We start from the raw sequence: 26,113 nt of genomic DNA on the forward strand, positions 1-26,113 counted from the left end.
CGGCTTCGGCCGACGGAACCTCCGGCATGGTTGATCTCACGCTCTCTCCGATCACCCGAACCGATCACGCCGAAGACGCGCTCGACCTCGCGATGCGAGCCGCGGACTACGTGACGCTCGAAGTGGGGCACGCCCCCAACATGGACTTCATTGACAGCTTCTTCACCGCGGCACCACCAGGGTTGACCGAGCGCGATCTGCTGCATTTCGCCATCATGGAAGGCCCGGCGATGGTCGGGATGCTCTGTATTGCCAAAGGCTATGAGCTGCCCGAGGATTGGTGGATTGGTCTGGTTCTGCTCGACCCTGCCTTTCGCGGGCGCGGGATCGGACGAACTGTGGTACATCTGATCAAGGAGGCGGCGCAGGCGGAGGGAATCGCCGCGCTCAAACTCTCCGTGCTTGAAGCCAACCCCCGCGCCATGCACTTCTGGATCCGGGAAGGCTTCCTGCCGCATCGCTACGCAACCGCAACCGCGGACAGTGATGGACACAACCGGTGGGTTCTGGTCTACGATTTCTAGCCGTCGGGCAGACGACGCGCCGAGCGGATTGCATCAGAGGCTGAGGCGGAGAACAGCAAAGAAAATACGCAATATTTTCATCAAATTGCGTGGATGGGAGGACATCATGCGACTGACAGGGAAGACGGCCATCGTCACGGGTGGAGCCTCGGGCTTTGGCGCGGGCATCGTGCGCAAGTTCACCTCCGAAGGCGCCCGGGTGATGATCGCCGACATCAACAAATCCACCGCGCAGGACCTCACCGACCAGATGGGCGATCACGCCATCGCCTGCAGGGTGGACGTCGCCGATGGCACCTCCGTGGACACCATGGCCCGCACCGCGATGGAGGCCTGGGGCCACGTCGATATCCTGGTGAACAACGCAGGCGTGACGCATCTGCCCACCCCCCTCGAAGACGTCAGCGAAGAGGACTTCGACCGCGTGCTCGCGGTGAATGCGAAATCCGTCTACCTGACCGCCCGGGCCTTCGTGCCTCATATGAAGTCGCGAAAGGCCGGCGTGATCCTCAACATCGCCTCCACCGCCGGGCTCAGCCCGCGCCCCAACCTCAACTGGTACAACGCCTCCAAAGGCTGGATGATCACCGCGACCAAGGCCATGGCGATCGAACTCGCGCCCGCCGGCGTGCGCGTGAACGCCCTCAACCCGGTCGCCGGGGAAACACCACTGCTGAAATCCTTCATGGGCGAGGACACGCCGGAGATGCGCGCCAAGTTCCTCGCCACCATCCCGCTCGGCCGCTTCTCCACCCCGCAGGACCTCGGGAATGCCGCTTGCTTTCTCTGCTCGGATGAGGCTTCCATGATCACCGGGGTCGCGCTGGAAGTCGATGGAGGGCGGTGCATATGAAGACAATCAATCTGGCTGAGAAACTGGAGCAGTTCACCACCCACTGGGATCCGCACGTGGTGGCCGACTATAATGACAATGAGGTGCTGGTCGTCCGCTTTCAGGGCGAGTTTCCGTTTCATCTGCATGAAACCACCGATGACCTCTTCCTCGTTCTCGAAGGCGAGATGGTGATGGACCTTGAAAACAGCTCCCACCCGGTGAAGGCGGGAGAGCTTTTCGTGGTGCCCAAAGGTGTAACCCATCGCCCGCGCGCGGAGCAGGAGTGCAAGGTCCTGCTGATCGAACCCAAGGGCGAACCCAACACCGGTGATGCCACCACCGCAGCCCCCAAACCGCGCATCTGATGGCCCTTCATTCTTCCCCAAATACTCAAATCAAACATGGAATGCGCCCGCAGGGCGCGCCTTTGACCAACCTCGCATGACCCCCGGCCCCCGCAATCTGATCACAGATGTGCCCGGCCTGCGCGTCGGCAACGCCGAAGATCACAACCTGAAATCCGGCTGCACGGTGGTGACCGCCGATCAGCCTTTCATCGCCTCCGTCCATGTCATGGGCGGCGCGCCCGGCACGCGCGAGACCGATCTGCTGGCCCCCGACAAATCCGTCAGCGAGATCGACGCGTTGCTGCTCTCAGGCGGCTCCGCCTTCGGCCTCGATGCCGCCTCAGGCGTGGTGGATGGGCTGCGCGCAGCGGGGCGCGGCTACCCCGTCGGCAGCGCCCGTGTGCCCATCGTCCCCGCCGCCATTCTGTTTGATCTGCTGAACGGTGGCGACAAAGGCTGGGAGCAGACCCCTTACCCCACCCTCGGTCGCGACGCCTTTGAGACCGCCAGCGCGGACTTCGCCATTGGCACGGCGGGCGCCGGCACCGGCGCGCTCACCGCAATGCTAAAGGGCGGGCTGGGCTCTGCGTCGCTGGTCCTGCCCGACGGCACTTCTGTCGGCGCGCTCGCCGCCGTCAACCCGTTGGGGGCCGTCACCACGCCCGGCGACAGGCATTTCTACGCCGCTCCCTTCGAGATCGACGATGAATTCGGCGGCCTCGGCCCCGATCCCAACAGCGGACTTGGCCGCAATCTCACCAGCCGCAAGTCCAAAGCCATGTTCGAGCGCGGCAATACCACCATCGCCGTGGTTGCCACCGATGCGCCACTGACCAAACCACAATGCCACCGCATGGCCGTCGCGGCCCACGACGGGATCGCGCGCGCCTGTATCCCGGCCCACTCTCCCGGTGACGGCGATCTGGTCTTCGCACTCTCCACGGGCGATCCCGCTCAGGCGGATGCGGCGGAAAACACGCCGCTCATCGGTCACGCAGCCGCCCTCTGCCTCAGTCGCGCCATCGCTCGCGCGGTCTATGAGGCGACCCGCGCGCCCGATGACCTTCTGCCCTGCTGGAAAGACCTCAATGCCTGAGCTCACCCTTTCGGACGTGACCGTGCACTATGAGGTCACGGGCGACGGCCCGCCTATGCTGCTGATCGCGGGGATGATGTCCGATTGCGCGAGCTGGGCGCCTCTGATCCCGCACCTAAGCGACCACTTCACCCTGATCTGTCCCGACAACCGCACCACCGGGCGCACCACACCTTGGGACGCACCGGCCTCTCCCAAAATCTGGGCCGAGGATGCGCGCGCGCTGCTCGATCATCTGGGTCATGACCGCGCCCATGTGCTGGGTCATTCGCTGGGTGGCTACATTGCCTGGGCACTGGCCTCCCTTGCGCCGGAGCGTATTGCGAGCTGCACAATGATGGCCTCTGCCCCGCTGCACCCGGCCCGCAACGCCGCACTTTTCGAGGGCCTGCTCTCCGTGCGCCGGTCAAGCGCGCCGCCCGACACCTGGCTGCGGCTGTTCCTGCCGTGGATCTTCACGCCGGCCCTGTACCAGAGCCCGGGTGCCATCGACGCGGCCATCGCCCAGTCGCTGGCCTATCCGTATGCCCAATCGGCCGAGGCCATGGCCCACCAACTTGCAGCCGTTGCGGCCGCCGATGCCACTCTGTTCCACGCCCGCCCGGAGGTTCCGCTCCACGCTCTGCTCGGCGAACAGGACCTGCTGATCCCGCTCGCAGACGCACAAGCCGCCCTGATCGACATTCCAACCACGGTCATCAAAGGGTGCGGCCACGCTCCCCATTGGGACGCGCCGGATCAGGTGGCGCACCACCTGCGGCACTTCATAGGCGGGCTTGCCTCCTGATCAGCGGTGCAGCGTGACGATCTTCCGATCGTGCTCCAACGCGCCCAGCACCATCCGCACGATCCCTTCGGCATCGACGCCCGCATCGCGATACATCTCCGTGGGTGCCGCCTGATCGATGAAGCGGTCGGGCAGGCAAACCGTGCGCACCCGACAGCCGTGATCGAGCAGCCCCTGCCCCGCCATCGCCTGCAGCACCATGGCGCCGAATCCGCCCTGCGCGCCCTGCTCCACTGTGACCAGCGCGCTGTGGGTCTGGGCAAGCTCGGCGATCAGCTCCATATCGAGCGGCTTGGCAAAGCGCGCATCGGCGATCGTCGCACTGATCCCTTCGGCGTCCAGCATCGTTGCCGCCGTTTCGCATTCCGCAAGATGTGTGCCAAGCGAGAGCAGGGCCACGTCACCCGTGCCCTCACGGATCATCCGGCCCTTTCCGATCTCCAGCACCTCACCACGCTCCGGCAGCGCGACGCCCGTGCCGTTCCCGCGCGGATAGCGGAACGCGATCGGCCCGCCGTCATGCGCGACAGCCGTTTCCACCATATGCACCAGCTCCGCCTCATCCGCCGCCGCCATGACCACCATGCCGGGCAGCGCGCCCAGATAGCCAATGTCGAAGGCCCCTGCATGGGTCGCCCCATCGGCGCCCACCAACCCCGCACGGTCGATGGCAAAGCGCACCGGCAGCCCTTGCAGAGCCACGTCATGCACCACCTGGTCATAGCCGCGCTGCAAGAAGGTGGAATAGATCGCGCAGAAAGGCTTGAGCCCGCTCGCCGCCATTCCGGCGGCGAAGGTGACTCCGTGTTGCTCGGCGATGCCGACGTCAAAGACCCGCGCCGGGAAGCGCTTGGCCATGCGGTCCACGCCGGTTCCGCTCGGCATCGCCGCCGTCACCGCGACAATGCTGGGGTCACGGGCCGCCGCCTCCGTCAGCGCGTCGCCAAAGACACCCGTGTAGGACGGCGCGTTGGCTTTGGCCTTGGCCTGCACGCCCGTGTCCACATTGAATTTGGCAACACCGTGGTACTTATCGGCAGAGCCCTCCGCCGGAGCATACCCCTTGCCCTTGACCGTGCAGCAGTGGATCAGCACCGGCCCCGTGGCCCGCGTCTTGGCGGCACGCAGAACGCTCAGCAACTGACCCATGTCGTGCCCGTCGATGGGACCGATGTAGTCAAAGCCCAGCTCTTCGAAAAACGTGCCCTTGCTCTCCAGCCCAGTGACCATCTCACGCGCCCGCCGCGCGCCTTCACGCACCGGCCTTGGCGCGAGCTGCTCCATGCCCTCGGCCATCGCCATGAGCCCGCCAAAGGGGCCCTTCCGGGTCAGATCCGACAGGCCCGACAAATAGGAGGACATCGCCCCCACAGGCGGGGCAATCGACATCTCGTTGTCATTGAGGATCACGAAGAGCCTGCGCCCCTCGGCACCCGCATTGTTCATCGCCTCATAGGCCATGCCCGCACTGATCGAGCCATCGCCGATCACCGCAATCGCATCGCCCGTGGGCTGGCCCATGTCGCGCCCCACCGTGAAGCCGAGCGCGGCAGAAATCGACGTACTGGAATGCGCTGCCCCAAAGGGGTCGTAGTCGCTTTCGCTGCGTTTGGTGAAACCACTCAGGCCGCCACCCTGCCGCAGCGTGTGCATGCGGTCGCGCCGCCCGGTCAGGATCTTGTGCGGATAGCACTGGTGCCCCACGTCCCAGATCAGCTTGTCGCGCGGCGTGTCGAAGACCGCATGGATCGCCACGGTCAATTCAACCACGCCCAGCGAGGAGCCCAGATGCCCGCCGGTCTGGCTGACCGCATCCACCACCTCGGCGCGGAGCTCCTGCGCCAGAGCGCCAAGCGTGCGATCGGACATCTGGCGCAGGTCCGCGGGGCCTGCCACCTGGTCAAGTGTCGGTGTGTCGGGTTTGGTCATGGCGCACGTCTCCGTTTATCACGGGGCGGCCAGCTCTTGCCAAAGCCGGGGTCGCCACCCCTGGAAAAGAAAAGGCGTCGCAGCTGGGGTAAACCAGTTGCGACGCCAGGTTCCTGTAGCCAACAGGAAGGGAACCGGGGTGTTGAGACCCCGTGCCCGGACCCAGGAAGCCAAGGATCCGTGCCAGGCGAGACGGGGGCGGCGCAGAGCCGCCCGCGCCTATTCGTAAACCGGCGCCTCGCTGGTCGCGAGCTCGGGCCAGTCGGCAATCACGTTCATCCCCTGCAGCGGGCGCTGATAGCCTTTGTGGCAGGTCTTGCAGGCCGCTTTCGGCGCATCGGCGTAGATCGGGCCAAGACGCTCCGGCGGGTACTCGGATTCGAGCGGGATCAGGTACTCCTGGTTCATCTCGATGACCATCTGCCGACCCAGCAGCGCGGTCGCCCATTGCGGCGTGTGCTGTTCGGGGTCGTAGAAGGCGCGGGAGTTGTGACAGAAGACACAGTTCACGCCGAGACTGTTCGAGAAGTAGTTCATCAGCGAATAGGTCATCTCGGTCTTCTGGATCGAGGCGACCTCTTCGTCATTCGGGATGCCTTCCACACGGCTCTCCAGATCGTGCACATTCACCGCCTCATAGTCGGTCAGGTACACCTCCAGCGCGTTGGACGGTAGCGACGTTGACTGGCTGATCGAAGTGGCGCGGTTCTGCACAGACGCCCAACCGCCAGCGGCCTCGTTGACCGGGCTGATGTTGAACCAGATCTCCGACGGCACGTTCAGACCGCGGTGGCAGGTGTAGCAGTTCACACCAACCTCCCCGACCGCATTGACGTGACCACCCCAGTTCTCGTTGATGTTCTGGGTCATCTGGATCATCCGACGCGAGACGACCTTGGTGTAGAGGTCATCCGCGCCATAGGTCTCCAGATCGCCGTCGCCATGACAGTAAGCACAGCCCTGTTCCGGGCTGACCCACTGCGTGATCGCCGTCATCACCCGGTTGAAGTTGTCCTCCGTCAGGTCCCCCAGCACCTGGACATTCTCATAGATGTCCCGGGCCAGCGGTTCACCCCCTTCGGGCACAAAGGGTGTATCGGTGTAGTAGGCCTCAATCGTCGGATCGGGCGCGGTGCGCACCACGTTGAACTCCGGCACCGACATCCCCGTCCCGCGCGGACCCGTCTGCAGCGAGGCCGTCTGGGCGGGGTTGCCAAAGCTGATGATCATGATCGCCGCGAAAACCGCGCCGCCGACCGCCCCGATCAGGATCGCGGGACCGAACACATTGGTCGGATTGTCCGCGTTCCATTTGTCAAACCACTTGGGCAGCATGATCAGTCCTCCTTCCCGATAAAGGCTTCGTAGGAGCCGTAGTCGGCATATCCGTAGGAGCCGTCATACATCGGCGCAAAGTTGTGCTCCTGCGCCCAGATGAACCAGTTGTCCACGACCGTGCCGGTTAGCAGGATGCCGATGCCGCCAGTAATCGGCGTCAGCACCGCGAACCACCAGGCCCAGCGGTGGATGCCTTCCATCGTGGCGTTGAAGCCCATGGTCCAGCGCCAGAAGAGAGCGGCGCGTTCGGTCGCGGTCCCGCGATCGTAGATCTGCTCCAGCTCCCGATCGCCGCCGTAGCGTGTCACCGCCAGGATGGTCCCGCCGTGCATGCAGAAGAGCAGCACCGAGCCATAGAGGAAGACGATGCTCAGACAGTGGAACGGGTTGTAGTAAAGGTTGCCGTAGCGGATCGAAAACGCCGTGGTCCAGTCGAGGTGCGGGAAGATGCCGTAGGGCACCGCTTCGCTCCACGATCCCATCAGGACAGGACGGAAGAGACCCAGCACCAGGAAGAGCCACACCGCAGCCGCAAAGCCCCAGAAGATGTGCTTGCCCATCTTGTGCTGTTGCGCCAGCAGATAGGCCCGCAAGAGCCAGCACAGCACCGAGACCAGCAGGAAGAAGCTGGCGATGATATACCAGCCCCCCTCGTCCAGCGGGGGCATGCTCAAACCATACTCCGGCGAAGGTGGCTCAAGCGCCAGCCAGAAGAGCTGTCGGATGAACTGCGGGATCGAATAGCCGACCTGCGCCAGCATGTTGAACCCCACAATCACGAACCAGGCGATGCCCGTCGCGAACGCCACCAGCGTCGTCCAGCCCACATAGTAGGGCCCGACCTGGGCGTTGCCGAAGAGCCCGACGAGGGTGCTGAAGAACGGCTTGCCCGCGCGTTCTTCCATCATGTTGTTGCCCTGGTCGTCCATGCCCCATTCGGGTTTCCCCTGGACCTGCACTTGCGTGAAGATGTTCTGATATTCAGGAAGCCACATGATCACATCCCTCCCATCGCGATGGGTTCACCCCAGATCGGCAGATCGAGCCACCAGTTCCACCATTCAGGCCAACCCGCGGTCCAGACGGGACCGGAGATGATGATGCAGATCGCCGACCACAGCCCGGCATTGATGGCGAGCAGATAGCCCACACGGTGAATGCCCAGCGTGCCGACCGAATAGCCGATAAAGTCGCGGAAGAACGTGTCCTCGTGATCCGGTGTCTTGGCCTCTTCGCCCTTCTCGGGGTTACAGGCCGACAGGATCAAACCACCGTGCAGCGCCAGCGCCAGCGTGGTGGTGAAGAACAGCGTCACCGCCAGCATGTGCGCCGGGTTGTAGTGGAAATGCAGATAGGCGTAGCCGGTGTTGCTCACCCAGTCGAGGTGGCTGAAAATCCCATAGGGGAACCCATGCCCCCAGGCGCCCATCAAGAGCGGGCGGAAGATCACCAGCGTCATATAGGCGATGATCGCCGCCGCGAAGCCGAAGGGCACGTGATAGCCCATGCCCAGCTTGCGGCAGATCTCGACCTCGCGCAGCGCCCAGGAGATGAACGCGCCCGTCGCACAGATCGTGATGATCTGCCACAGCCCGCCCTCCAGAAGCGGCGCCAACCCAAGCCCATAGCTCAGGTCAGGCGGGGCGATATTGATCAGCCAGGGATTAAACGTGCCCTGCTGGCTCGCGCCCCAGAAAATCAGAATGGTTCCCAGAAGGGCGAAGAAGGCCGTCGTCACTCCGAAGAAGCCCACATAGAAAGGCCCCACCCAGAAGTCGAACAGATCGCCCCCGATCAGCGTCCCTCCGCGGACGCGATATTTTCTTTCGAAGCTGAGCAAAGCCATCTTCAGTCTCCGCATGTGTGCGGCGCGCCAGTGAGAGGCGGAGGCCGTCGTTTGTTACGTTGGTTTGCTGCGGGCGGATGGCGCACACTTGGCCGCCCGCAGCTGTTCTTGGGTGTCACTCTGGCACCGGTACGGGATGGCCCTTGCCCGGCCAGATCCCTCTACTGGGCGGATTGCGCCGCCAGTTCGAACCAGTTGAAGTGCTCAGTGCTGAGCAGGACGAGGTGAATCATCGCTGCCAGCAGGAAGAGGAACACGCCTTGTGCAACAAACACTCGGCGAGGATCGAAAATGAGCCAGATCTTGTAGAACTTTGCCATATCCATTTCCTCTTAGAACCACGGACGCCAGATGAACGTTGCCAGATGAGCGACCACGGCCACTGCTGAAAACAGCCAGAGCCCACTCATGTAGACAGCGTGCAATTCTTGCGCCTGCTCGTCGGTTAGACCTGTGAAAGACAGGTGATTATCAGCCATAAATATCCCTCCGGATTGTTATGCTGACGCCGCGCACCCCGCGGCGGGGTCCTTTGGGGGTCTCCCCCCTCGGGGCTCTGTCCACCTCGCAAAAGGCGTACAGCTCTTGATCTCGACAGGCGCACACAAGCCGAGAATGCGGATCGCGACCCGGGCCGAGGCCCCTATGTCGCGCAGGGAACGTCATGCAGAGAAGATCATCGGAGTGATGATACGGGCCTGGGTCCAGGCGCGTGCCATCGGGCCCTTCTCGGTGAAACTGCGGGTTCGAATGGCCGAAAGCGCCCAGGTCAGGGTCGCCAGCGGCAGCGTCGCCAGGAAGATGATCACGAAGTAGACCATGAACTCGGTACGCACCGCCTTCTTGCTGGGCGCCTGATGCGGGGCTTCAACAGCCGCTTCAACGATGTCAGATGTCATATCAGTCATGTCTGATCCTCCAAATCAGTACCGGCCAGCCCGGCATCGAGCGCCCGCACGGTGTCCAGCACCACGCGGTCCGCGCCTGCGGCCAGAGCCGCTTTCTCCGCCGCGTCGCGCAAAGTCTTCGCAGCTGAAATTCGTGTCAGAATGGGATGGGTCTCGACGATCTTGTCGAGCATCGCCTGCGCATCCGCATCCCAGGGGAAATCGCGCCGCAGCGGGGTGAGCGTCGCGTCTGTCGCATCCATCTCCGTGCCGAGCGGCAGAATATGGAAAAGCGCGTCAAAGAGCCCGTTGCAGATTTCCTGAATAAGGTAGGTCGCGCCCGCATAGCCCATGAACGGCGTGCCCGTATGCCGCCGGATCGCCGCTCCCGGAAAGCTTGCCGGGATGAACGCAGGGCTTGGCCCATGACCGCCCTTCAGTTCGGCCAGATACATCTTCTCGTTGATCGAGCCCATGACGATCAGGGGCCGCTTCTGCCCCATCAGGGCGCGCACCTCTTCATTGTTGGTCTTCTGCCCGGCCACCCGCGCGACGGCGAAGGCGCATGGCAACCCCATGTCGTCTTCGAGGAACAGCCGGATGCCGCGGGCGTAGGTCTCATTCGCTACAATTGCAAAACTCCCCGTGGCAAAGAAATCCTGGGTGACGGAGCGCCAGAGATCCCAGACCGGTTTGATGGTCGAATGCTTCTCTCGCGTGATAAAAGGTTCGGGGTCGAGGCCAACCAAATTCCCCAGTGCGCGCAGGAACTTGGTCGTGCTCTCGACCCCTATCGGAGCCTGGAGATACGGCTTGGCAAGAAGCTCGCATAATCCACGCCCGAACTCGCGGTACATGCAGATGTTCACATCCGCATTCACCAAATCTCTCATCTCGGCCACATGGGCGCCCAAAGGCATCACCATGTTCACCTCACAGCCGATCCCTTCGACCAGCCTGCGGATCTCGGCCAGATCCGACGGCATGTTGAAGGTGCCGTACATCGGCCCGAGGATATTCACGCGGGGCTTGGCGCCCTCCGCGCGTTTCTTCTCGGGCGGCATCCGGCCTTTCGTCATGCCGAACTCGGTGAAGATCCAGGTCATCGCCCGGTCGGCGGCCTCCCACTGATCCTCATCAATCGTCCGCGGCAGAAACCGCTGAATATTGGTGCCCTGCGGTGTGACGCCACCGCCGATCATCTCGGCAATGGATCCCGTCACCACAACCGCTGGCAAGGCCGGATCGAGTGTATCCCACGCCCGCTTCATGCTCTCTTCGGTGCCCGCGCCCATCTCGCCTTCGCCAAGGCCGGTCACCACAATCGGCAACTCATGTGGCGGCAAGGCATCCGTATAGTGCAACACCGACGTGACCGGCAGGTTCTCACAACCCACGGGCCCGTCGATCACCACCTGCAAGCCCTTCGCAGCGCAGAAGGCATAAACCGCCCCCCAGTATCCACCCGCCCGGTCATGGTCTGTGACAAGCATCAGATCATCTCCCGCGCTTTGGCGGCCCGCGCCATCTTGTCGAGCTTCTTCTGATGCTGCGCCCGGAAATCCGGCCGCAGGTTCGGGCTGCCCTCCCAGACACCCGCCGTATCCGCATGACCCACATCCTCGAAGAAGGCGGTCATCCGGTCCATCCTGTCCTTGTTCGCAATTGCCGCATTGATCACCTCTGCGAGCGATCCTGCGCCCGCCACACCCATCAGCGGCCGCGCCGAGATGAGGTTGGTGAAGTAAAGCCCAGGCACACCAAGCTCCTTGGCCTTTTGAACGACAGGAGTGGTGCCAATGGCCAGATCGGGCTTCACGGCCTCCATTGCCGCGCAATCATCCTCGAGCGAGGCGCGATACTTCACCGTGACGCCCTTGGCTTCGAGCCAGGCCGCATCCGCCGCAGACCACTCCGACTTCGCACAGGCGGTGCCCACATAGGGCACCTCCGCCCCGCTCTCGATCAATAGCCGCGCGACCAGAAGCTCCGAGCCCTCATACCCCGAGAGCGTAATGGTTCCTTTGATCGGCGTCGCTGCCAGCGCCCCTTTGATGGCAGGCAGAGCCGCATTCTGCGCCGCCGCAATCTGGTCGGCTGACACCCCATAGGTCTCGCCAATACCGCGCAGCCAGGCCGCTGTGCCGTCATGCCCCACGGGGGCCGAGCCCACTACAGGCCGCCCCGCGGCACGGAAGGCCCGGACCGTATCGGTGTAAAACGGGTGGATGGCCGCCACGACGGAACAGTCGAGTGCGGCATAGAGCTCGCGCCACTCCCGGCACGGCAACACCGGCCCCGCTGCCAACCCCATGGGCGCCAGCATCTGGCCGATCATCATCGGATCCGCCGGGAACATCTCGCCCAGAAGCGCGACCGTCGGTCGCGACGACCTGCCACCCACCGGTGCGGCCACTGGGCCCGCTTCAGCTTCTTGCCGCGCATAGGTGAGCATCGCACCGGCGAGAACATCCTTGGCCTCCGCGTGGGTCGGCACGCCGAAGCCCGGCACGTCGATGCCAACAATCCGCACGCCGTTGATCTCTTTGGGCAGCAGCCGCAGCGGCACGCCAGACGCCGTTGGCACACAAAGGTTCGTGACGACTATCGCATCATAGCGATCCGGATCCGCCAACTCGTGCACAGACTCACGAATGTCCTCGAAGAGCTTACCCGTCACAAGCGTCTCGGAGTTGAACGGCACATAGCCCACCGACCGCCGCGCGCCGTAGAAGTGCGACACGAATGTCAACCCATAGACACAGCACGCCGAGCCCGACAGCACCGTGGCCACGCGCTTCATGCGCAGACCCACACGCAAGGATCCAAAAGCCGGGCACATGGACTGCGGCTTGTCATGCGGACCCATCGGATAGTCTGCCCGGAACTTCTCCAACACCTCGGACTTGCCAGCCAGACGCGCCGCCTCTGCCATGTCGGCCCCGGAATGACAGCCCGCATCGTCGGCGAGTGCCGCTCCAGCCACACGCGCGACATCGCCATGAGGGTGACCCTTGATCACCTCCACATCGGCTGCCTCGTCGTATGTGACTTCCTGTTTCACGCGTCGGACGCCCTGTAGATTGGCTTGGGGTTGCGCGCGATCTCCATCAAACGCTTTGACTGGGCGATCTCTTCTTGTGCGGTCTCAAAAATGCGCTGCGATTGCAGCCCCTTCCAGACACAGCGTTCAACTGCGCGCCGGCTTTCGTCGAAATGCCTAAGCTTGGTCATGAGGAGCATCCGAAATCGGCTGAGTGTCACAGTGCGGGTCAAACCTGATGTCGCGCAAAAGGCGCCTGATCTGGTCGTCCCGCGCATTCATCAGCATCTGGCTGATCGAGGCAGGTTCAGAGGTCCCCAGCTTGTTACGCGTCGTCATAGACAACCTCCAACGACGGTTTGGGCGCTGCGTTCTTGCCGCGCATATCCGCATCACTTGCAGGCTCCAGCACCACATTGCCGCCAGTCTCCGAGGCATCGAAGAGCCCCAGCAACCCATCCTGATCCAAGGGCGATGGCCGCATCGGCGGGGCCTTGGCCACGTTCAGCCCAAGCTCGGCAAAGAGATCGCCCCACTGGCTCGCCTGGGTCCCGACGATCTGATAATTCGCGGATTTCTTCCGCAGGTCGTCATCCTGTGGAATCGCAGCAAGGATCGGAATGTCGACCGCCTCGGCAAAGGCCGCTGCCTCGCCCGTGCCATCATCCTTGTTGATCACGAGCCCGGCGACGCCAACGTTCCCGCCCAGCTTGCGGAAGTACTCCACCGCGGAGCAGACATTATTCGCCACGTAGAGCGACTGCAGATCGTTCGACGCGACCAGGATCACCTTCTGCGCCATGTCTCGCGCAATCGGCAGGCCGAACCCGCCACAGACCACATCGCCCAGGAAGTCGAGCAGCACATAGTCGAAGTCCCAATCATGGAACCCAAGCTTTTCCAGAAGCTCGAACCCATGGATAATCCCGCGGCCGCCACAGCCACGGCCAACCTCGGGTCCGCCCAGCTCCATGGCAAAGACACCGCCGCGCTTGAAGCAGACATCGCCGATCTTCACCTCTTCGCCCGCCAGCTTCTTGCGCGTCGACGTGTCGATGATGGTGGGACAGGCCTTGCCGCCAAAGAGCAGGCTGGTGGTGTCCGACTTGGGATCGCACCCAATCAAAAGAACTCGTTTACCTTGTTCGGCCATCATATGGCTCAAGTTGGCCAAGGTGAAACTCTTGCCGATGCCGCCCTTGCCGTAGATCGCGATGATCTGGGTCTTCGAGGTCGGTTCGGACTGCGGCACCTCCAGCGTCGGCTCGGCGGCCTCCGCGCGCAGGCGCTTGTCGAAGTCTTTCAGATTGGGGACGTCACCGGATGCCGGGCCCTTCTCATCAATACCGTCCTTCATGCCACGTCCTTCCAGTTGAGGATCATCTTGAGGCAGGCCGGATCGGTGAAAGCCCGCTGGTAAGCTTGCGGCGCGTCCTTCGCCGAAGCCTCATCGGTGATCAGCCCGCCCAGACTCAGTGTCCCGCTCTCCACCAGCGCACGGGTCGCGGCCAGATCGTCATGGGTCCATTCCGCCGCCACGCGGAAGCGCGCCTCTTTCATGAAGGCCATCGGGAAATCAATGCGGATCGGCTCCTTGTAGAAGCCCGCGAGAACAACCTCACCGCCCTTGCCGATCCGGGAAACCAGATCGTTCAGCACATCCATGCTGCCGGACGCATCATAAACCGACATGTAATCTTTCCGTGGATCGTCCTCGGGCGCGATCACCTCATAGCCCTCGGCACCGCCGCGCCGCGACGGGTCGATCTCCCAGACCATGGGCGCAGGCGCGCCCGCCGCAATCGTCAGTCGCGCAAGGAGCCGGCCCAGAACGCCGTGCCCCACGATCAGGTCGGGAACGGATTTGTTGAGCCCGGCCATCGTATGCCGCGCCGTCGCCGCCAAAGCCAGCAGCGCACCCTGCGCGCCGAGGCCCGCATCGATTCGCGTCACGCGATCAGGGGCCGTCACCAGCCGCGCGGCAGCACCGCCAAAGAGACCGAAGGCACCGTCATAGCAATTGGCCCCTGGGACAAAGACGTGATCGCCGGGGCGGTATCCGGTCGAGGGCGCGGCTTCGACCACTTCGCCCACGGCCTCATAGCCCGGGACCAGCGGATAGCCCATGCCAGGGAAAGGCGGCATATCACCGGACCAGAAGAGTTTTTCTGTGCCCGTGGAAATGCCGGAGTGTTGAATATCGACGACCAGATCTTCGGCCCCCGGTGCGGTGAGCGTCAGAACGTCCACCTCGAGATCACGAGGACCTTTCAGAAGAACGGCGGTGGTGTCCAAAGTCTCTCTCCTCGCTCGCGGGACCGCTTTGATCTTGCGTCAAAGACTCATCTCGTGGCTCATGTCGTAATGTCAGTTTAAGCTTACATGTAATTGTGTCAACTAAATTAGACACATTCTATGTGATGGAGGATGGCTTTTGCGCCATGACAACCCGCGTCACATAATTGCGTTGAGGCCGCGGGCTGCGCAGGCCCACAAAACCCGCCTCCCGGCAGAGATCGGATATCTCCTCCGCCGAGCGCGCTTTGCCCGTCTGCATCGCAAGCGTATAGAACGCGAAATACACATCCCCCGCCGCATCAGGCGCAGCACCACCCCCCATGGGTTCGGAGATGATCAACCGCCCGCCCTCCGGCAGCGCCCGGTAGACCGACGCCAATAGAGCGCGCACGGTCTCATCCGAGTGGTCATAGAGCACGCGGATGAGGGAGATGGCGTCCGCTCCCTCCGGCAGGGGATCATCCCGGAAGGAGCCCGCATGCACGGTGGCGCGCGACCCCAGTCCCGCATCATCGAAGCGCGCTTGCGCTTGTGGCACCACCTGCGGCAGATCGAAGAGCATGAGGTTAAGCTCAGGTGCGGTGCGGCCCGCTGCTTCGAGGAAAGCGCCCGTTCCGCCACCCACATCGAGCAGCCGCTGGACACCCTTTAAGGAAACCAGGCGCAGGGTATCTTCTGCGACCAACCGCTGGCTCTGGGCCATGAGGTCCGAGTAGGTCTCCGCCACGCCCTGATCAATCTCGCCTCGGGCGCCAAACACATAGGGCCAGAACTCAGAGAGCTGTGTCCGCTCAGGCCCACGCAGCAGGCCAACGGGGTCGGCAAGATCAGCATAGAACGCCTTGTGATGCCGGATCATCGCTTCGAGCCCCGGCACACCCATGAGCGCGGCACCTTTCCGCGCCAGCCGGTAGCGCCCTCTGCGGTCCCGCTTGAGCAGCCGCAGCGCCGCAGCCGCCTGCAACAACACCTTCATCCGATCCACCGGAACATCCGTCGCCTGCCCCAGTCGCTCAGCCGTGAGCGGCCCGGCCCGAAGACGGCGAAAAATATCCAGCTCGACCAAAGCCATCAGCACCTGGCTTTGCACGAATCCCTGCACAAGATCGAAGAGCGCCGCGCCATCCTTGCGCGCCTGTCCGCGCGTCAGCGGAAAGCGGCTTGCCCAGCTTTGAAACCCGGGCCGTGCAACAAGTCGATTGAGCCAACCGCCGCGCCAGCGCGGCAGATCGCTCGTCGCGTCAGACATTGCTGCGCCGCTGCGCCGCATGGGGCGCCACAGGGGTCAGCCGCTCGGCGTAGGTGCGCACCATCTCGGCCAGCTGCGCCTCGCCGGGACACGACGGGATCGAGGCAATCGCCCCGCCCAGAATGTCCTTCAGCCGGGAGATCGCCCCCTGCACACCCAAGAGCGATACCGCGTTGGGCCGCCCATGCAGGTCGTCCTGACCCACCGGCTTGCCGAGCGTTTCGGCATCATAGAGCGCGTCGCGCAAATCATCCGCCACTTGGAAGGCCTCACCGATACGCGCACCAAGCTCGAACCAAGGCTCCGCTTCCTGCCCGGCTGAGACCGCGCCCATCTGCGTCGCCGCGATGAAGAGCGCACCTGTCTTGGCCTGATGATAAGCGGAAAGGTCGATCTCCGCTTCGCTCTCCCAGCCCTGCCCGGCGCAGATCCCGCCCGGCATGCCGGTGCGCTGCGCGAGCGTCATGATCAGTTGCGCCACCCGGTCCGGCGCGTCCGCCGACTGGCGCGCGAGGGTCTCGAACGCCAGCACGATAAGGCTGTCACCCGTCAGCACGGCAAGCGGCTCGGAATAGGCTTTGTGAACAGAGGGCTTGCCCCGGCGGATCGCCGCATCGTCAAAGCAGGGAAGATCATCATGCACGAGGCTCGCGCAATGGATCATCTCCAGCGCCGAGGCCGCCGCATTCGAGAGCGCGGGCCGATCATCACCACACGCCATGGCCACGGACATCAGTATTGTGGGGCGAATTCGGGCCCCGCCAGGTGCCGTTGCATAGGCCAGTGCCGACGAGAGCCTGGCAGGGACAGCGCCGCTCCCCTGCCCGACTGCCACTGCCGACGAAATTGCCGCTTCGATGCGCGAGGTCATGCCCATTCGGGACTCCTTTCATCGGCAAAGTGTCATTCATTTCAGACACAATGTGTAAATCATACTGGACAGTTTACAACTTCGAGTCAACAATCCCTTATGGTTGTCGCACCACCTTCATTTTCTGCTGCACGCCCCGAGGCCATCGTCATTGGCGCGGGCATTGCCGGGCTTGCCACAGCGCTGCGTCTGGTGACGGGTGGGTTTGCTGTCACGCTATTGGAGCGGCACGCGCACACCGGCGGCAAGATCCGAACTGTCGCAAGCAGCGCGGGTCCTGTTGACGCAGGCCCAACGGTGCTGACGCTCCGCCATGTGTTTGACGAGCTTTTCGCCTGCGCCCGCGAACGGCTCGAAGATCACGTGACGCTGATCCAGCAAGATATCCTGGCGCGTCACTTCTGGTCGGGCGGCAGCCAGCTCGATCTCTACGCCGACCCCGAAAAAAGCGCGGACGCGATTGCCGCCTTTGCGGGTGCAAAGTCCGCCGACCAGTTTCGCAGGTTCAATAACCGCACGACCCGGCTGTTTCAGGCCTTCGACGCGCCGATGATGCAGGCTCCTGCCCCAAAGATGGCGCAGCTGGTGCCGCACGTGCTGCGCCAGCCGGATCTCATTCCCGCGATGGCGCCCCTCTCGACCCTCCGGCAAGCGCTCCGCCGACAGTTCAGCGACCCGCGGCTGGCCCAACTCTTTGGGCGCTACGCCACCTATGTGGGCGGCGCCCCGCATCTCAGCCCGGCGATCCTGTCGCTGATCTGGCAGGCCGAGGCCGCCGGGGTCTGGGTGGTTCAAGGCGGCATGCACCGCCTGACCGAGGCGCTCACCAAGCTGGTGCAGAGCCGCGGCGTGCATCTCAAACGCGATGCGCATGTCGATCAGATTGTCGTGAAGGAGCGGCGCGCTGTCGGCGTCGAGCTTGGCGACGAGTTGCTGTCGGCAGATACCGTCGTCTACGCTGGCGATCCCCGGGCGCTTGCGACCGGCAGCATGGGCGAGGATCTCAAAATCGTGGCCCCCCAGACGGCCAAGCTTCCGCGCTCGTTCTCCGCCCGTGTGCACAGCTTTGCGGCCACTCCGCAAGGGCCGCCTCTCGCCCACCACAACGTGTTCTTTGCCGACGACCCGCAGGCCGAATTCGACGACCTCATGGCCGGACGCATCCCACGCGACCCGACCCTCTATCTCTGCGCCGAAGACCGTGGCCAGGATCACCCTCCCCCGACGCTGGAGCGCTTTGAGATCATCTCGAATGCCCCGGCGACGTCAACCTTCACCCCTCCAGTGGATTTGGACAGATGGCATCATCAGATCATGCAGAGGATGGCGGATATGGGCGTGACTATGTCACCGACACCGACCGCCGCGACGATCACAACACCACAACGCTTCGCCGAGATGTTCCCCGAGACGATGGGCGCGCTCTACGGGCAAAGCCCGCACGGGCTGACGGCATCGCTGAAACGCCCAACGGCGCAGACCCCGATCAAGGGGCTGTGGCTGGCGGGCGGCGGGACACACCCGGGCGCGGGCGTGCCGATGGCGACCCTCTCCGCCAAGCACGCGGCCGAGGCGATCTTGAGCGGCCAAACTTCGACATCCACGTCCGCCCAAACGGCTATGCGTGGTGGTATGTCGACGGCCTGAGCGATTGCGGCAAACGTGCCGTCTCGGTCATCGGGTTCATCGGATCGGTCTTCTCGCCCTGGTACCGCTGGTCCGGGCGCCGCAACCCGCAGAACCACGTCTGCATCAACGTCGCCACCTACGGGCCGGGCGGAAGGTTCACGATGACCGATCGCGGCGCCTCAGCCCTGCGTCAGACGAATTCACGGTTCGAGGTCGGCCCGTCTATGATGCGGTGGGGCGGCGATCAGTTGATCATCGACATCGATGAGGTATCCGGCCCGCCTCTGATCAGTCGCATCCGCGGCCAGATCCGGGTTGTTCCCTCTGCACTGACCGATGTCGAGCTGGCACTTACCGAAGACGGCGCGCATATCTGGCGGCCCTTCGCGCCCTCGGCGCGGATCGAAGTAGACATCGACCGGCCCGGCTGGCAGTGGCAAGGCGAAGGGTATTTCGACGCGAATTTTGGCACCCGCGCGCTCGAGGAAGATTTCAGCTATTGGACATGGGGCCGGTTTCCGACCGCCTCTGGGGCCACCTGCTTCTATGACGCCATGCGGCTCGATGGCTCGGAGTTGGCGGCGGGGTTCCGGTTTGACCAGGCAGGCGAGGCCGAGACGATCCCCCTCCCCCCCAAGGCGCGCCTGCGCCGCAGCCTCTGGGCAGTGAAACGAGAGACGCGGGCTGACAGTGGCTTTATGCCCCGCCAGAAACTGGCGATGCTGGATGCCCCTTTCTACACGCGCGCGGCCGTTGAAACACAGCTGGACGGAGAGCGCGTGACTGGCGTGCACGAGGCGCTCGACCTGCGTCGCTTCCGCAGCCCTCTGCTGAAACCCATGCTAGCGGTGAGGGTCCCGCGCCGCGCGAAATGGAGCTTTGGCTGACACTCAGGACGGCGCGGGTGGCGGGTTGCGCGCAACGTCGGGATTCAACCGCCAGACCGCTGCATTCAGCGCTGCCGCGATGGTGACCCAGACCAGGTAAGGCACGAACAGCAGCCCGGCGATCACATCAATCTGCCACATCGCGAGCAGCCCGCTCAGCACCGACAACCACAAGACGGAAACCACCGCCATCCCCAGCCGAATGTTCTTCAAACCGAAGAAAACAGGCGTCCACAGCCCGTTGAGTGCGATCTGCAGCGCCCAGAAGGCGAGCGCAACGCCATTGCTCTCAAGCATGGCAACCCGTGCACCTGCGATGGCCATGCAGATGTAGAGTACCATCCACGTTACGGGAAAGACCCAATCCGGCGGGGTAAACCACGGCTTCTCTAGCGCGCGATACCAAGGGCCCGGCGCGAAGAGCCCACCGGTCACTCCGGCCCCCAGGCAGGCGGCAAAGAAAATGCAGAACAAAAGCCAGAACATGGCTCTAGGTTAAACCCGCAGGGTGCCCGGTCAAGCGCGCGCGCTGCTCCAGCCGCCGCTGCTCAAGCGTTGCCAGAACCGAAATCAGCGTATCGCTGCGTGAAGACGTGGGTTCACCCCGAGCAGCAGCCCGCACCAGAAAATCCACCTCGTCCAGTGGCTTGGCATAAAGCACAGAGGAGCGCGGCATGACCATCGTCGCGGCACTCAGCAGCATAGATTGCCCCAGCCAGCCAAGTTTCTGCAGCTTGCTGGTGCGCGCCCGGGCCGAGATTGAATCGTAACCCATTGCGGTTAACTGACCGCCGATGCCCGCATAGATGAACCGCGCCGCATAGATGCCAGGACGGCAGCGCCGCGGCAGCGCGCTCACGCCCGCTTCGGAGCGCATGTAGAGACGGTTCGCCTCCATCACCAGCCGCTTGACCATCATCCGCACCGCCTTGGTCGGCTTGGGGTCTTCCAGGAAGCGATCCACGTCGATTCCCGCTTCGACCAGCCACTCCAAAGGCAAGTAGATGCGCTTCTCCAGCGCATCCTCACCTACGTCGCGCGCAATGTTTGTGAGCTGCATGGCCACGCCCAGATCACAGGCCCGTGCGAGGGCGTCCGCATCGCGCACGCCCATCAGCACGCACATCATCGCCCCCACCGCCGAGGCGACCCGTGCGGAATAATCCTTGACGCCGGAAAGGCTCTCATAACGCCGGCCCTCCGCATCCCACGCGAGCCCCTCCAGCAACGCATCGGGCAGCGCACGAGGCATCTCGAAATCCTCAACGATTGCGGCGAAGGCGCGATCTGGTGCGGCATCCTTGGGCCGCCCTGCATAGACCGCATCCAACCGGTCGCGCAACCGCAGCACGGCCTCGACCTTCTCTGCCTTGAGGTCCACCTCGTCATCCGCCAACCGGCAAAAGGAATACAGCGCCAGCGACGGATCCCGCACCCGTGCGGGCAACAGCTTCGAGGCCGCATGGAATGAGAGCGAACCGTGGCGGATCGCCTCGTGGCAATGCTCGAGATCAGCCGGCGCGATCATCGCACCACCTCCGCGTCCGGCACCAGTTTGCTCAGCACTTCCGCGGTCGAGATCACGCCGGGCACTCCGGCACCCGGATGCGTGCCCGCCCCGACCAGATAGAGGCCCTTGACCTCTTCCGAGATGTTATGTGGTCGGAACCAGGCGCTTTGCAGAATACGCGGCTCAATGGAAAATCCCGCGCCAAGCGGGCTGAGATAACGGTCACGGAAGGTTTCTGGCGTAAACACCACCTCGGTGCTGATCCGCTCGCCGAGGCCCGGCAGCAAGTGCTCTTCAAGCATCCGCAGCATCTTGGCCTTGTAGCGCGGTTCTTCCTCGCGCCAGTCAACGCCGTTGTCATGGCCCAGATGCGGCACAGGGCTGAGCACGTAGAACGTATCATCGCCTTCCGGCGCCACCGAGGGGTCGGTCACCGACGGGCGGTGCACATAGAGGCTCATATCATCGCAGAGCTGACCCTTGACGAAGATATCGCGCAGCAAACCGGTGTATCGCGGACCGTTCAGGATGGTGTGATGGCCCACATCCGGCCAGTCCTGCGCCGTACCTTTCGTGCCGAAGTACCATACAAACAGGCTCATCGAATATCGCGTGCGTGCCAAGCGCTGTTTCGTCCAGCGCCGTTTCGTATGGTTGCGCAGCAGGTTCGTGTAGGTATGCCCCGAATCCGCATTCGAGACGACGACATCGGCCCCCATCTCCAAGCCCGACGCAAGCCGGACACCCGTCACCGCACCCTCCCGGACAACGATTTCATCGACCTCTGTCTCCATCAGCAGCGTGCCGCCCTGCCCTTCGATCACATCCGCCATGGCGCGGGCCATCGCTGCCAGACCACCCATCGCGTAATGCACGCCGAACTCTTTTTCGAGATACGCCACGAGGATGTACATCGAGGTGACGTGCAGCGGGTCACCGCCAATAAAAAGCGGATGAAAGCTCAGCGCCATGCGCAGTTTCTCATCCTTCACGCGCTTGGCGGCATGGGCATAGACAGACCGATCCGCACGCAGCATCGCAAAGGTGGGCAGCACCTTGATGAGTTCCCAAAGCTGGTGCATGGAGCGGCGGCCGAGATCCTCGAAACCGAACCAATAGCGATGGGCGCTGTCCTCGAGGAACTTGTCGAAGCCCGCCAGATCCTGGGGCGCAAGCTTGGCCACCTCAGCCCGCAACTTGCCAGTATCTTGTTGCGCAACGAATTTGGTACCGTCGGGCCAGCGGATTTCATAGAACGGCTCTAGTGCTTTCAACGTCACATCCGCATCGAAGTCGCGTCCGCAGGCAGCCCAAAGTTCGCGGTACAGCTGCGGCACGGTCACGATGGTCGGGCCCAGATCGAACCGGTGCCCATCCTGCCAAATCGCGGAGCCTCGCCCGCCCGGCACATCAAGCTTGTCGATCACCGTGACCCGGTAGCCCTTGGCCCCAAGCCGCATCGCTGCGGCAAGCCCGCCAAGGCCGGCGCCTATCACGATGGCGCGGTTGCGCCCGCCCTGAGCCGCCTGTGCAGATTCGATGGGATCTACGCGTGTCATCACATCGATACAGTAGATGTGTCCAGTTTACTTTACAATTGTGATCTTCCAATTTGCGGAATTGCGTGTCAGACTTAGTTGACACTTGGGAGAAAAACAGCGCGCAATGACCGATACCCCTGTTGTATCCTTAAGCTTTTTTCGGTTTTCGCGGCCCGCAACACGGCTGTGGGCCTTTGCCATGATGGGCCTCGCGCGACGCGCCTTGCGGACTGTGCCGGGCATTGGCTTTTGGAAACTCTGCGGGTCAGGCACAGGTGAAGGCTTCACCCCCCTGCCCAACACCAGCGTCTATGCCATTCTGGCCAGTTGGCAGGATGAGCACACCGCGCGCGCCCGGACGCAGGACTCGGCGATATTCCAAAGATATCGCGTCCAATCCAGCGAGGATTGGACTGTTTTTCTCGAAACAACCTCTGCACGCGGGGCTTGGTCGGGCCACAGCCCGTTTCAGGCGACTGGGAAAGCTCCCGAAGGCCCGCTCGCGGCCCTGACACGGGCAACCATTAAGCCGGCCGTCGCGCTGAAATTCTGGCGCCGGGTGCCTGACATCAGCCTCATGGTCGGTAGTGATCGGAACGTCGCCTTTAAGATCGGCATTGGCGAGGTTCCGCTACTGCATCAGATTACCTTCTCCATCTGGCCTGACGCAGGCACCATGGCGCAATTTGCCCGCACCAATGGCCCCCACGCCGCGGCGATCCGTGCCGTGCGTGAAGGCAACTGGTTTTCGGAAGAGCTCTACGCCCGCTTTGCAATCCTCGGAGATGTTGGGACCTGGGGCGGACGCAGCCCACTCACCGCATTGGACCGCCCTGCATGACCCAACCGTTCCCCTTCTCTGCCATCGTCGGCCAGGCCGACATGAAGCAAGCGATGATCTTGACCGCGGTTGATCCTGGTATCGGCGGTGTGCTGGTGTTTGGCGATCGTGGCACAGGGAAATCAACCGCCGTCCGCGCCTTGGCAGCCCTCCTGCCCCCGATCCGGATGGTCGAGAGCTGCCCGGTCAACGCACCCAAGACCGCGGATTGCCCGGACTGGGCCGAACTGGGCTCAAAAAAGATCGTGACGCGGCCCACACCGGTCATCGATCTACCGCTTGGCGCCACCGAAGACCGGGTGGTCGGCGCACTCGATATCGAACGCGCCCTCACGCGTGGCGAAAAGGCCTTCGAGCCGGGCCTTCTTGCCCGCGCCAACCGCGGATATCTCTACATCGACGAGGTCAACCTGCTGGAGGATCACATCGTGGATCTTCTGCTCGATGTCGCGCAATCGGGTGAGAATGTCGTGGAACGCGAGGGGCTGTCGATCCGCCACCCTGCTCGTTTCGTGCTTGTCGGCTCCGGCAATCCAGAAGAAGGCGAGTTGCGCCCACAGCTGCTGGACCGGTTTGGCCTATCTGTTGACGTGCGCTCGCCGAATGACGTGGCCGAGCGGGTCGAGGTGATCAAGCGACGGGACGCCTTCGAGAGCGATCACACCGCCTTTATGTCGCACTATACGGCCGAAGATGCAAAGGTGCGGGATGCCATCCTGAAAGCACGTAAACGTTTGGCCAAAATTGCCACACCCGACGCAATTCTGGAGGATTGTGCGACGCTCTGCATTGCGCTTGGGTCTGATGGTCTGCGCGGCGAGTTGACCTTGTTGCGCGGTGCCCGCGCCCTGGCGGCCTATCACGGCAAACGCAAGGTCCACCGCGATCACCTGCGCGCCGTCGCGCCCTCGGCCCTGTCGCACCGGCTGCGGCGCGATCCACTGGATGAGGCTGGCTCAACCACTCGGGTTGTACGGGTCGTGGAGGAGGTCCTGGGGTGAGCGAAGCAGAGAGCAGCTGGGCCCGCGCGGCCACCTGCCTGCGAATGCTGTTGTTTGCCCCGGATTATCTTGCAGGCGCTGTCATCCGAATGCGTGCAGCGCCAGATCGAGATGCCATCACCGATGCGCTGCACCCCCTCGCCGCCCGGAAACTGCATACAACAATCTCCGATGAACAGCTTTTCGGCGGAATTGATCTTTCGGCGACTTTGGGAGCAAACCAACTTATTGAAAAAAAAGGGATATTTTTGGCGCGCTGCACTGCGCTCCTCTCTATGGCGGAGCGCTGCGGCCCTGAACTTGCTGCAAAGCTGGCCCATCAATTGGACGGCGACAGGGGCCATTGTCTGATTGCTCTGGATGAGGGCGCTGACCCCGAAGAAGCGGCACCCCCTGCCCTGTCAGATCGTCTCCCCTTTCATATCGCACCGGACGGCCGGCGCCCCGTTGACTGGCGGGTTGTCCCCGCGGGGACACATGCCCGACATCCTCAGGACGTCACAGTAGCGCCAGACGATGCGATGGCTCTGGCGGTGCTCGCGACAACGTTTGGCATTGATAGCTTGCGCGCACCGCTTCTCGCACTGCGCGTCGCACGCACGCTCGCCGCGATTGATGACCGTGAGGCCGTTTCGCAGACCGATTTGGAGACAGCGGCAGGCCTTGTGTACCCCCATCGCGCAACACGTGTGCCTGAGGAGGCAGATAGCCCTGAGCAATCGACACCTCCAGATAGCTCCTCACACGATGACATGTCAGAGGGAAGTCAAACGAAGGACATTCCACACGGCGACATGTTGGTTGATGCGGTGCGGGCCCTTTTGCCAGATGACGTGTTAGCCCGACTTGTCCCCGCGGGGACAACGCGAGCCCTTGGCGGTAAGGGAGCGGGCCAGAAGCGCAAGGGAAACCGGCGGGGGCGCCCCCTGCCCTCCCGCCCGGGACGCCTCGATGGACGCAATCGCATCGACCTCGTCGCAACACTCCGCGCCGCTGCGCCCTGGCAGCCAATCCGCCGACGTGTACAACCAAAAGCAAGTGGGCTACTGATCCGCCCTTCGGACATCAGGGTCAAACGGTACGAAGACCGGTCTGATCGTGTGCTGATCTTTGCAGTGGACGCCTCGGGCTCCGCTGCCGTCGCGCGGCTAAATGAGGCCAAGGGCGCGGTTGAGCTTCTCTTGGCACAGGCCTATGCCGCCCGGGATCATGTGGCACTCATCTCCTTTCGCGGAATCGGTGCGGAACTTCTGCTCCCGCCCACACGCTCGCTGGTGCAAACCAAGCGCCGACTGGCAAACCTGCCGGGTGGTGGCGGAACTCCGTTGGCGATGGGCTTGCAGGAAGCGAGCGTCCTAGCGCTGCAAAGCAGATCGAAGGGGCTCACACCGACCATCGTGGCACTGACGGACGGTCGCGCCAACATAGCCCTCGATGGCAGTGCCAATCGAGCCCAAGCCACAGACGATGCCGAGCGAATGGCCCAGCTTCTGCGACTGCAAGGCTTTCAGGCACTTCTGATCGACACCGGCGCCCGCCCTCAAGCCGCCTTGAGTGACCTGAGCCGTCACGCGGGCGCCCAGTACCTGGCACTGCCACGCGCGAACGCTCACGCGCTGACAGGCGCTGTGAGCGCCGCTCTCGAGGTCTAGGC

General features: G+C 63.4%; 27 protein-coding genes. 10 read left to right on the forward strand and 17 right to left on the reverse strand.

The genetic code is table 11. From position 1 onward, the window contains the following. Positions 1–26 precede the first annotated feature (26 nt). The 5 genes from Q1A71_RS19920 (at position 27) to Q1A71_RS19940 (ending at position 3,589) form a co-directional block, all read left to right on the forward strand. Complete coding sequence (locus tag Q1A71_RS19920; protein ID WP_299680747.1) at positions 27–524, forward strand: GNAT family N-acetyltransferase; 498 nt, start codon at positions 27–29, stop codon at positions 522–524. A 106-nt stretch (positions 525–630) separates the two neighbouring features. Continuing rightward, the gene (locus Q1A71_RS19925; protein WP_299680750.1) at positions 631–1,377 is read left to right on the forward strand and encodes an SDR family oxidoreductase; all 747 of its coding nucleotides are present in this window, start codon (positions 631–633) and stop codon (positions 1,375–1,377) included. Further along, complete coding sequence (locus Q1A71_RS19930) at positions 1,374–1,724, forward strand: cupin domain-containing protein (protein ID WP_299680754.1); 351 nt, start codon at positions 1,374–1,376, stop codon at positions 1,722–1,724. The genes Q1A71_RS19925 and Q1A71_RS19930 overlap by 4 nt, the downstream gene beginning before the upstream one ends. Before the next feature lie 76 nt (positions 1,725–1,800). Continuing rightward, positions 1,801–2,802 carry a P1 family peptidase gene (locus Q1A71_RS19935; protein ID WP_299680757.1) on the forward strand — a complete coding sequence of 334 codons (1,002 nt, stop codon included), beginning with the start codon at positions 1,801–1,803 and terminating at the stop codon, positions 2,800–2,802. Then, complete coding sequence (locus tag Q1A71_RS19940; protein ID WP_299680760.1) at positions 2,795–3,589, forward strand: alpha/beta fold hydrolase; 795 nt, start codon at positions 2,795–2,797, stop codon at positions 3,587–3,589. Before Q1A71_RS19935 ends, Q1A71_RS19940 begins: the two co-directional genes overlap by 8 nt. On the opposite strand, the gene dxs is transcribed toward Q1A71_RS19940, so the two are convergent. The 14 genes from dxs to Q1A71_RS20010 form a co-directional block, all read right to left on the reverse strand. Continuing rightward, positions 3,590–5,518: a 1-deoxy-D-xylulose-5-phosphate synthase gene (dxs, locus tag Q1A71_RS19945; RefSeq protein ID WP_299680762.1), complete on the reverse strand. Its 1,929-nt coding sequence runs from the start codon at positions 5,516–5,518 to the stop codon at positions 3,590–3,592. A 219-nt stretch (positions 5,519–5,737) separates the two neighbouring features. Beyond that, complete coding sequence (gene pufC / locus Q1A71_RS19950) at positions 5,738–6,853, reverse strand: photosynthetic reaction center cytochrome PufC (protein WP_299680764.1); 1,116 nt, start codon at positions 6,851–6,853, stop codon at positions 5,738–5,740. A gap of 2 nt (positions 6,854–6,855) precedes the next feature. Beyond that, the gene (pufM, locus tag Q1A71_RS19955) at positions 6,856–7,851 is read right to left on the reverse strand and encodes a photosynthetic reaction center subunit M (RefSeq protein WP_299680767.1); all 996 of its coding nucleotides are present in this window, start codon (positions 7,849–7,851) and stop codon (positions 6,856–6,858) included. A 2-nt stretch (positions 7,852–7,853) separates the two neighbouring features. Then, complete coding sequence (pufL, locus tag Q1A71_RS19960; protein ID WP_299680770.1) at positions 7,854–8,702, reverse strand: photosynthetic reaction center subunit L; 849 nt, start codon at positions 8,700–8,702, stop codon at positions 7,854–7,856. A gap of 161 nt (positions 8,703–8,863) precedes the next feature. Continuing rightward, positions 8,864–9,022: a light-harvesting antenna LH1, alpha subunit gene (pufA, locus tag Q1A71_RS19965; protein ID WP_187429532.1), complete on the reverse strand. Its 159-nt coding sequence runs from the start codon at positions 9,020–9,022 to the stop codon at positions 8,864–8,866. Between the two features lie 12 nt (positions 9,023–9,034). Continuing rightward, positions 9,035–9,181: a light-harvesting antenna LH1, beta subunit gene (pufB, locus tag Q1A71_RS19970; RefSeq protein ID WP_159975335.1), complete on the reverse strand. Its 147-nt coding sequence runs from the start codon at positions 9,179–9,181 to the stop codon at positions 9,035–9,037. A 183-nt stretch (positions 9,182–9,364) separates the two neighbouring features. Beyond that, entirely contained in the window at positions 9,365–9,610 is a 246-nt protein-coding gene (gene pufQ / locus Q1A71_RS19975; RefSeq protein ID WP_299680780.1) for a cytochrome PufQ, read from the reverse strand. Then, positions 9,607–11,082 carry a chlorophyllide a reductase subunit Z gene (gene bchZ / locus Q1A71_RS19980; RefSeq protein WP_299680783.1) on the reverse strand — a complete coding sequence of 492 codons (1,476 nt, stop codon included), beginning with the start codon at positions 11,080–11,082 and terminating at the stop codon, positions 9,607–9,609. Before bchZ ends, pufQ begins: the two co-directional genes overlap by 4 nt. Next, positions 11,082–12,653: a chlorophyllide a reductase subunit Y gene (bchY, locus tag Q1A71_RS19985; protein WP_299680786.1), complete on the reverse strand. Its 1,572-nt coding sequence runs from the start codon at positions 12,651–12,653 to the stop codon at positions 11,082–11,084. The genes bchZ and bchY overlap by 1 nt, the downstream gene beginning before the upstream one ends. Then, on the reverse strand, positions 12,650–12,823 hold the full coding sequence (locus tag Q1A71_RS19990; RefSeq protein WP_299680789.1) for a hypothetical protein: 174 nt from the start codon (positions 12,821–12,823) through the stop codon (positions 12,650–12,652). The genes bchY and Q1A71_RS19990 overlap by 4 nt, the downstream gene beginning before the upstream one ends. A gap of 134 nt (positions 12,824–12,957) precedes the next feature. After that, positions 12,958–13,989, reverse strand: coding sequence for a chlorophyllide a reductase iron protein subunit X (locus tag Q1A71_RS19995; protein ID WP_299680792.1), 1,032 nt, complete (start codon positions 13,987–13,989; stop codon positions 12,958–12,960). Beyond that, positions 13,986–14,927 carry a chlorophyll synthesis pathway protein BchC gene (gene bchC / locus Q1A71_RS20000; protein ID WP_299680795.1) on the reverse strand — a complete coding sequence of 314 codons (942 nt, stop codon included), beginning with the start codon at positions 14,925–14,927 and terminating at the stop codon, positions 13,986–13,988. Before bchC ends, Q1A71_RS19995 begins: the two co-directional genes overlap by 4 nt. A 118-nt stretch (positions 14,928–15,045) precedes the next feature. After that, a complete protein-coding gene (locus tag Q1A71_RS20005) occupies positions 15,046–16,179 on the reverse strand; it encodes a methyltransferase (RefSeq protein ID WP_299680798.1) in 1,134 nt (377 codons plus the stop codon). Continuing rightward, complete coding sequence (locus tag Q1A71_RS20010; RefSeq protein WP_299680801.1) at positions 16,172–17,056, reverse strand: polyprenyl synthetase family protein; 885 nt, start codon at positions 17,054–17,056, stop codon at positions 16,172–16,174. Before Q1A71_RS20010 ends, Q1A71_RS20005 begins: the two co-directional genes overlap by 8 nt. Before the next feature lie 93 nt (positions 17,057–17,149). Here Q1A71_RS20010 and crtD point away from each other — a divergent pair, with 93 nt between their 5' ends. Next, positions 17,150–18,697 (forward strand): 1-hydroxycarotenoid 3,4-desaturase CrtD, encoded by a 1,548-nt coding sequence (gene crtD, locus Q1A71_RS20015; RefSeq protein WP_299680804.1) that lies wholly within the window; start codon positions 17,150–17,152, stop codon positions 18,695–18,697. Next, positions 18,694–19,566, forward strand: a complete 873-nt coding sequence (gene crtC / locus Q1A71_RS20020; protein WP_299681020.1) for a carotenoid 1,2-hydratase — start codon at positions 18,694–18,696, stop codon at positions 19,564–19,566. The genes crtD and crtC overlap by 4 nt, the downstream gene beginning before the upstream one ends. A 3-nt stretch (positions 19,567–19,569) precedes the next feature. Here the strand turns inward: crtC and Q1A71_RS20025 are convergent, their stop codons facing one another. Genes Q1A71_RS20025 through Q1A71_RS20035 form a run of 3 tightly spaced genes read right to left on the reverse strand, consistent with a single transcriptional unit; the run spans position 19,570 to position 22,635 of the window. Next, positions 19,570–20,052: a TspO/MBR family protein gene (locus Q1A71_RS20025; protein WP_299680807.1), complete on the reverse strand. Its 483-nt coding sequence runs from the start codon at positions 20,050–20,052 to the stop codon at positions 19,570–19,572. A 4-nt stretch (positions 20,053–20,056) separates the two neighbouring features. Continuing rightward, on the reverse strand, positions 20,057–21,094 hold the full coding sequence (gene crtB / locus Q1A71_RS20030) for a 15-cis-phytoene synthase (protein WP_299680810.1): 1,038 nt from the start codon (positions 21,092–21,094) through the stop codon (positions 20,057–20,059). After that, positions 21,091–22,635 carry a phytoene desaturase gene (locus Q1A71_RS20035; RefSeq protein ID WP_299680812.1) on the reverse strand — a complete coding sequence of 515 codons (1,545 nt, stop codon included), beginning with the start codon at positions 22,633–22,635 and terminating at the stop codon, positions 21,091–21,093. The genes crtB and Q1A71_RS20035 overlap by 4 nt, the downstream gene beginning before the upstream one ends. Positions 22,636–22,741: 106 nt before the next feature. Between Q1A71_RS20035 and crtA the strand changes: the two genes are divergently transcribed. From crtA to Q1A71_RS20050, 3 genes are read left to right on the forward strand one after another with little or no spacing between them, the layout of a single operon-like run. Continuing rightward, complete coding sequence (gene crtA, locus Q1A71_RS20040; protein WP_299680815.1) at positions 22,742–23,458, forward strand: spheroidene monooxygenase; 717 nt, start codon at positions 22,742–22,744, stop codon at positions 23,456–23,458. Continuing rightward, positions 23,455–24,459 (forward strand): magnesium chelatase ATPase subunit I, encoded by a 1,005-nt coding sequence (bchI, locus tag Q1A71_RS20045; RefSeq protein ID WP_299680818.1) that lies wholly within the window; start codon positions 23,455–23,457, stop codon positions 24,457–24,459. Before crtA ends, bchI begins: the two co-directional genes overlap by 4 nt. Continuing rightward, positions 24,456–26,111, forward strand: a complete 1,656-nt coding sequence (locus tag Q1A71_RS20050; RefSeq protein WP_299680821.1) for a magnesium chelatase subunit D — start codon at positions 24,456–24,458, stop codon at positions 26,109–26,111. The genes bchI and Q1A71_RS20050 overlap by 4 nt, the downstream gene beginning before the upstream one ends. Positions 26,112–26,113: the final 2 nt, after the last annotated feature.

It is taken from the genome of uncultured Roseobacter sp. (assembly GCF_947493125.1).
Taxonomy (GTDB): domain Bacteria; phylum Pseudomonadota; class Alphaproteobacteria; order Rhodobacterales; family Rhodobacteraceae; genus Roseobacter.

Bases quoted from the DNA above. Each gene is read 5' to 3' on its own strand.
- Q1A71_RS19920 (WP_299680747.1), top strand. From the start codon at position 27: ATGGTTGATCTCACGCTCTCTCCGATCACCCGAACCGATCACGCCGAA.
- Q1A71_RS19925 (WP_299680750.1), top strand. From the start codon at position 631: ATGCGACTGACAGGGAAGACGGCCATCGTCACGGGTGGAGCCTCGGGC.
- Q1A71_RS19930 (WP_299680754.1), top strand. From the start codon at position 1,374: ATGAAGACAATCAATCTGGCTGAGAAACTGGAGCAGTTCACCACCCAC.
- Q1A71_RS19935 (WP_299680757.1), top strand. From the start codon at position 1,801: ATGACCCCCGGCCCCCGCAATCTGATCACAGATGTGCCCGGCCTGCGC.
- Q1A71_RS19940 (WP_299680760.1), top strand. From the start codon at position 2,795: ATGCCTGAGCTCACCCTTTCGGACGTGACCGTGCACTATGAGGTCACG.
- dxs (WP_299680762.1), bottom strand. From the start codon at position 5,518: ATGACCAAACCCGACACACCGACACTTGACCAGGTGGCAGGCCCCGCG.
- pufC (WP_299680764.1), bottom strand. From the start codon at position 6,853: ATGCTGCCCAAGTGGTTTGACAAATGGAACGCGGACAATCCGACCAAT.
- pufM (WP_299680767.1), bottom strand. From the start codon at position 7,851: ATGTGGCTTCCTGAATATCAGAACATCTTCACGCAAGTGCAGGTCCAG.
- pufL (WP_299680770.1), bottom strand. From the start codon at position 8,702: ATGGCTTTGCTCAGCTTCGAAAGAAAATATCGCGTCCGCGGAGGGACG.
- pufA (WP_187429532.1), bottom strand. From the start codon at position 9,022: ATGGCAAAGTTCTACAAGATCTGGCTCATTTTCGATCCTCGCCGAGTG.
- pufB (WP_159975335.1), bottom strand. From the start codon at position 9,181: ATGGCTGATAATCACCTGTCTTTCACAGGTCTAACCGACGAGCAGGCG.
- pufQ (WP_299680780.1), bottom strand. From the start codon at position 9,610: ATGACTGATATGACATCTGACATCGTTGAAGCGGCTGTTGAAGCCCCG.
- bchZ (WP_299680783.1), bottom strand. From the start codon at position 11,082: ATGCTTGTCACAGACCATGACCGGGCGGGTGGATACTGGGGGGCGGTT.
- Q1A71_RS19990 (WP_299680789.1), bottom strand. From the start codon at position 12,823: ATGACCAAGCTTAGGCATTTCGACGAAAGCCGGCGCGCAGTTGAACGC.
- Q1A71_RS19995 (WP_299680792.1), bottom strand. From the start codon at position 13,989: ATGAAGGACGGTATTGATGAGAAGGGCCCGGCATCCGGTGACGTCCCC.
- Q1A71_RS20005 (WP_299680798.1), bottom strand. From the start codon at position 16,179: ATGTCTGACGCGACGAGCGATCTGCCGCGCTGGCGCGGCGGTTGGCTC.
- Q1A71_RS20010 (WP_299680801.1), bottom strand. From the start codon at position 17,056: ATGGGCATGACCTCGCGCATCGAAGCGGCAATTTCGTCGGCAGTGGCA.
- crtD (WP_299680804.1), top strand. From the start codon at position 17,150: ATGGTTGTCGCACCACCTTCATTTTCTGCTGCACGCCCCGAGGCCATC.
- Q1A71_RS20025 (WP_299680807.1), bottom strand. From the start codon at position 20,052: ATGTTCTGGCTTTTGTTCTGCATTTTCTTTGCCGCCTGCCTGGGGGCC.
- crtB (WP_299680810.1), bottom strand. From the start codon at position 21,094: ATGATCGCGCCGGCTGATCTCGAGCATTGCCACGAGGCGATCCGCCAC.
- Q1A71_RS20035 (WP_299680812.1), bottom strand. From the start codon at position 22,635: ATGACACGCGTAGATCCCATCGAATCTGCACAGGCGGCTCAGGGCGGG.
- crtA (WP_299680815.1), top strand. From the start codon at position 22,742: ATGACCGATACCCCTGTTGTATCCTTAAGCTTTTTTCGGTTTTCGCGG.
- bchI (WP_299680818.1), top strand. From the start codon at position 23,455: ATGACCCAACCGTTCCCCTTCTCTGCCATCGTCGGCCAGGCCGACATG.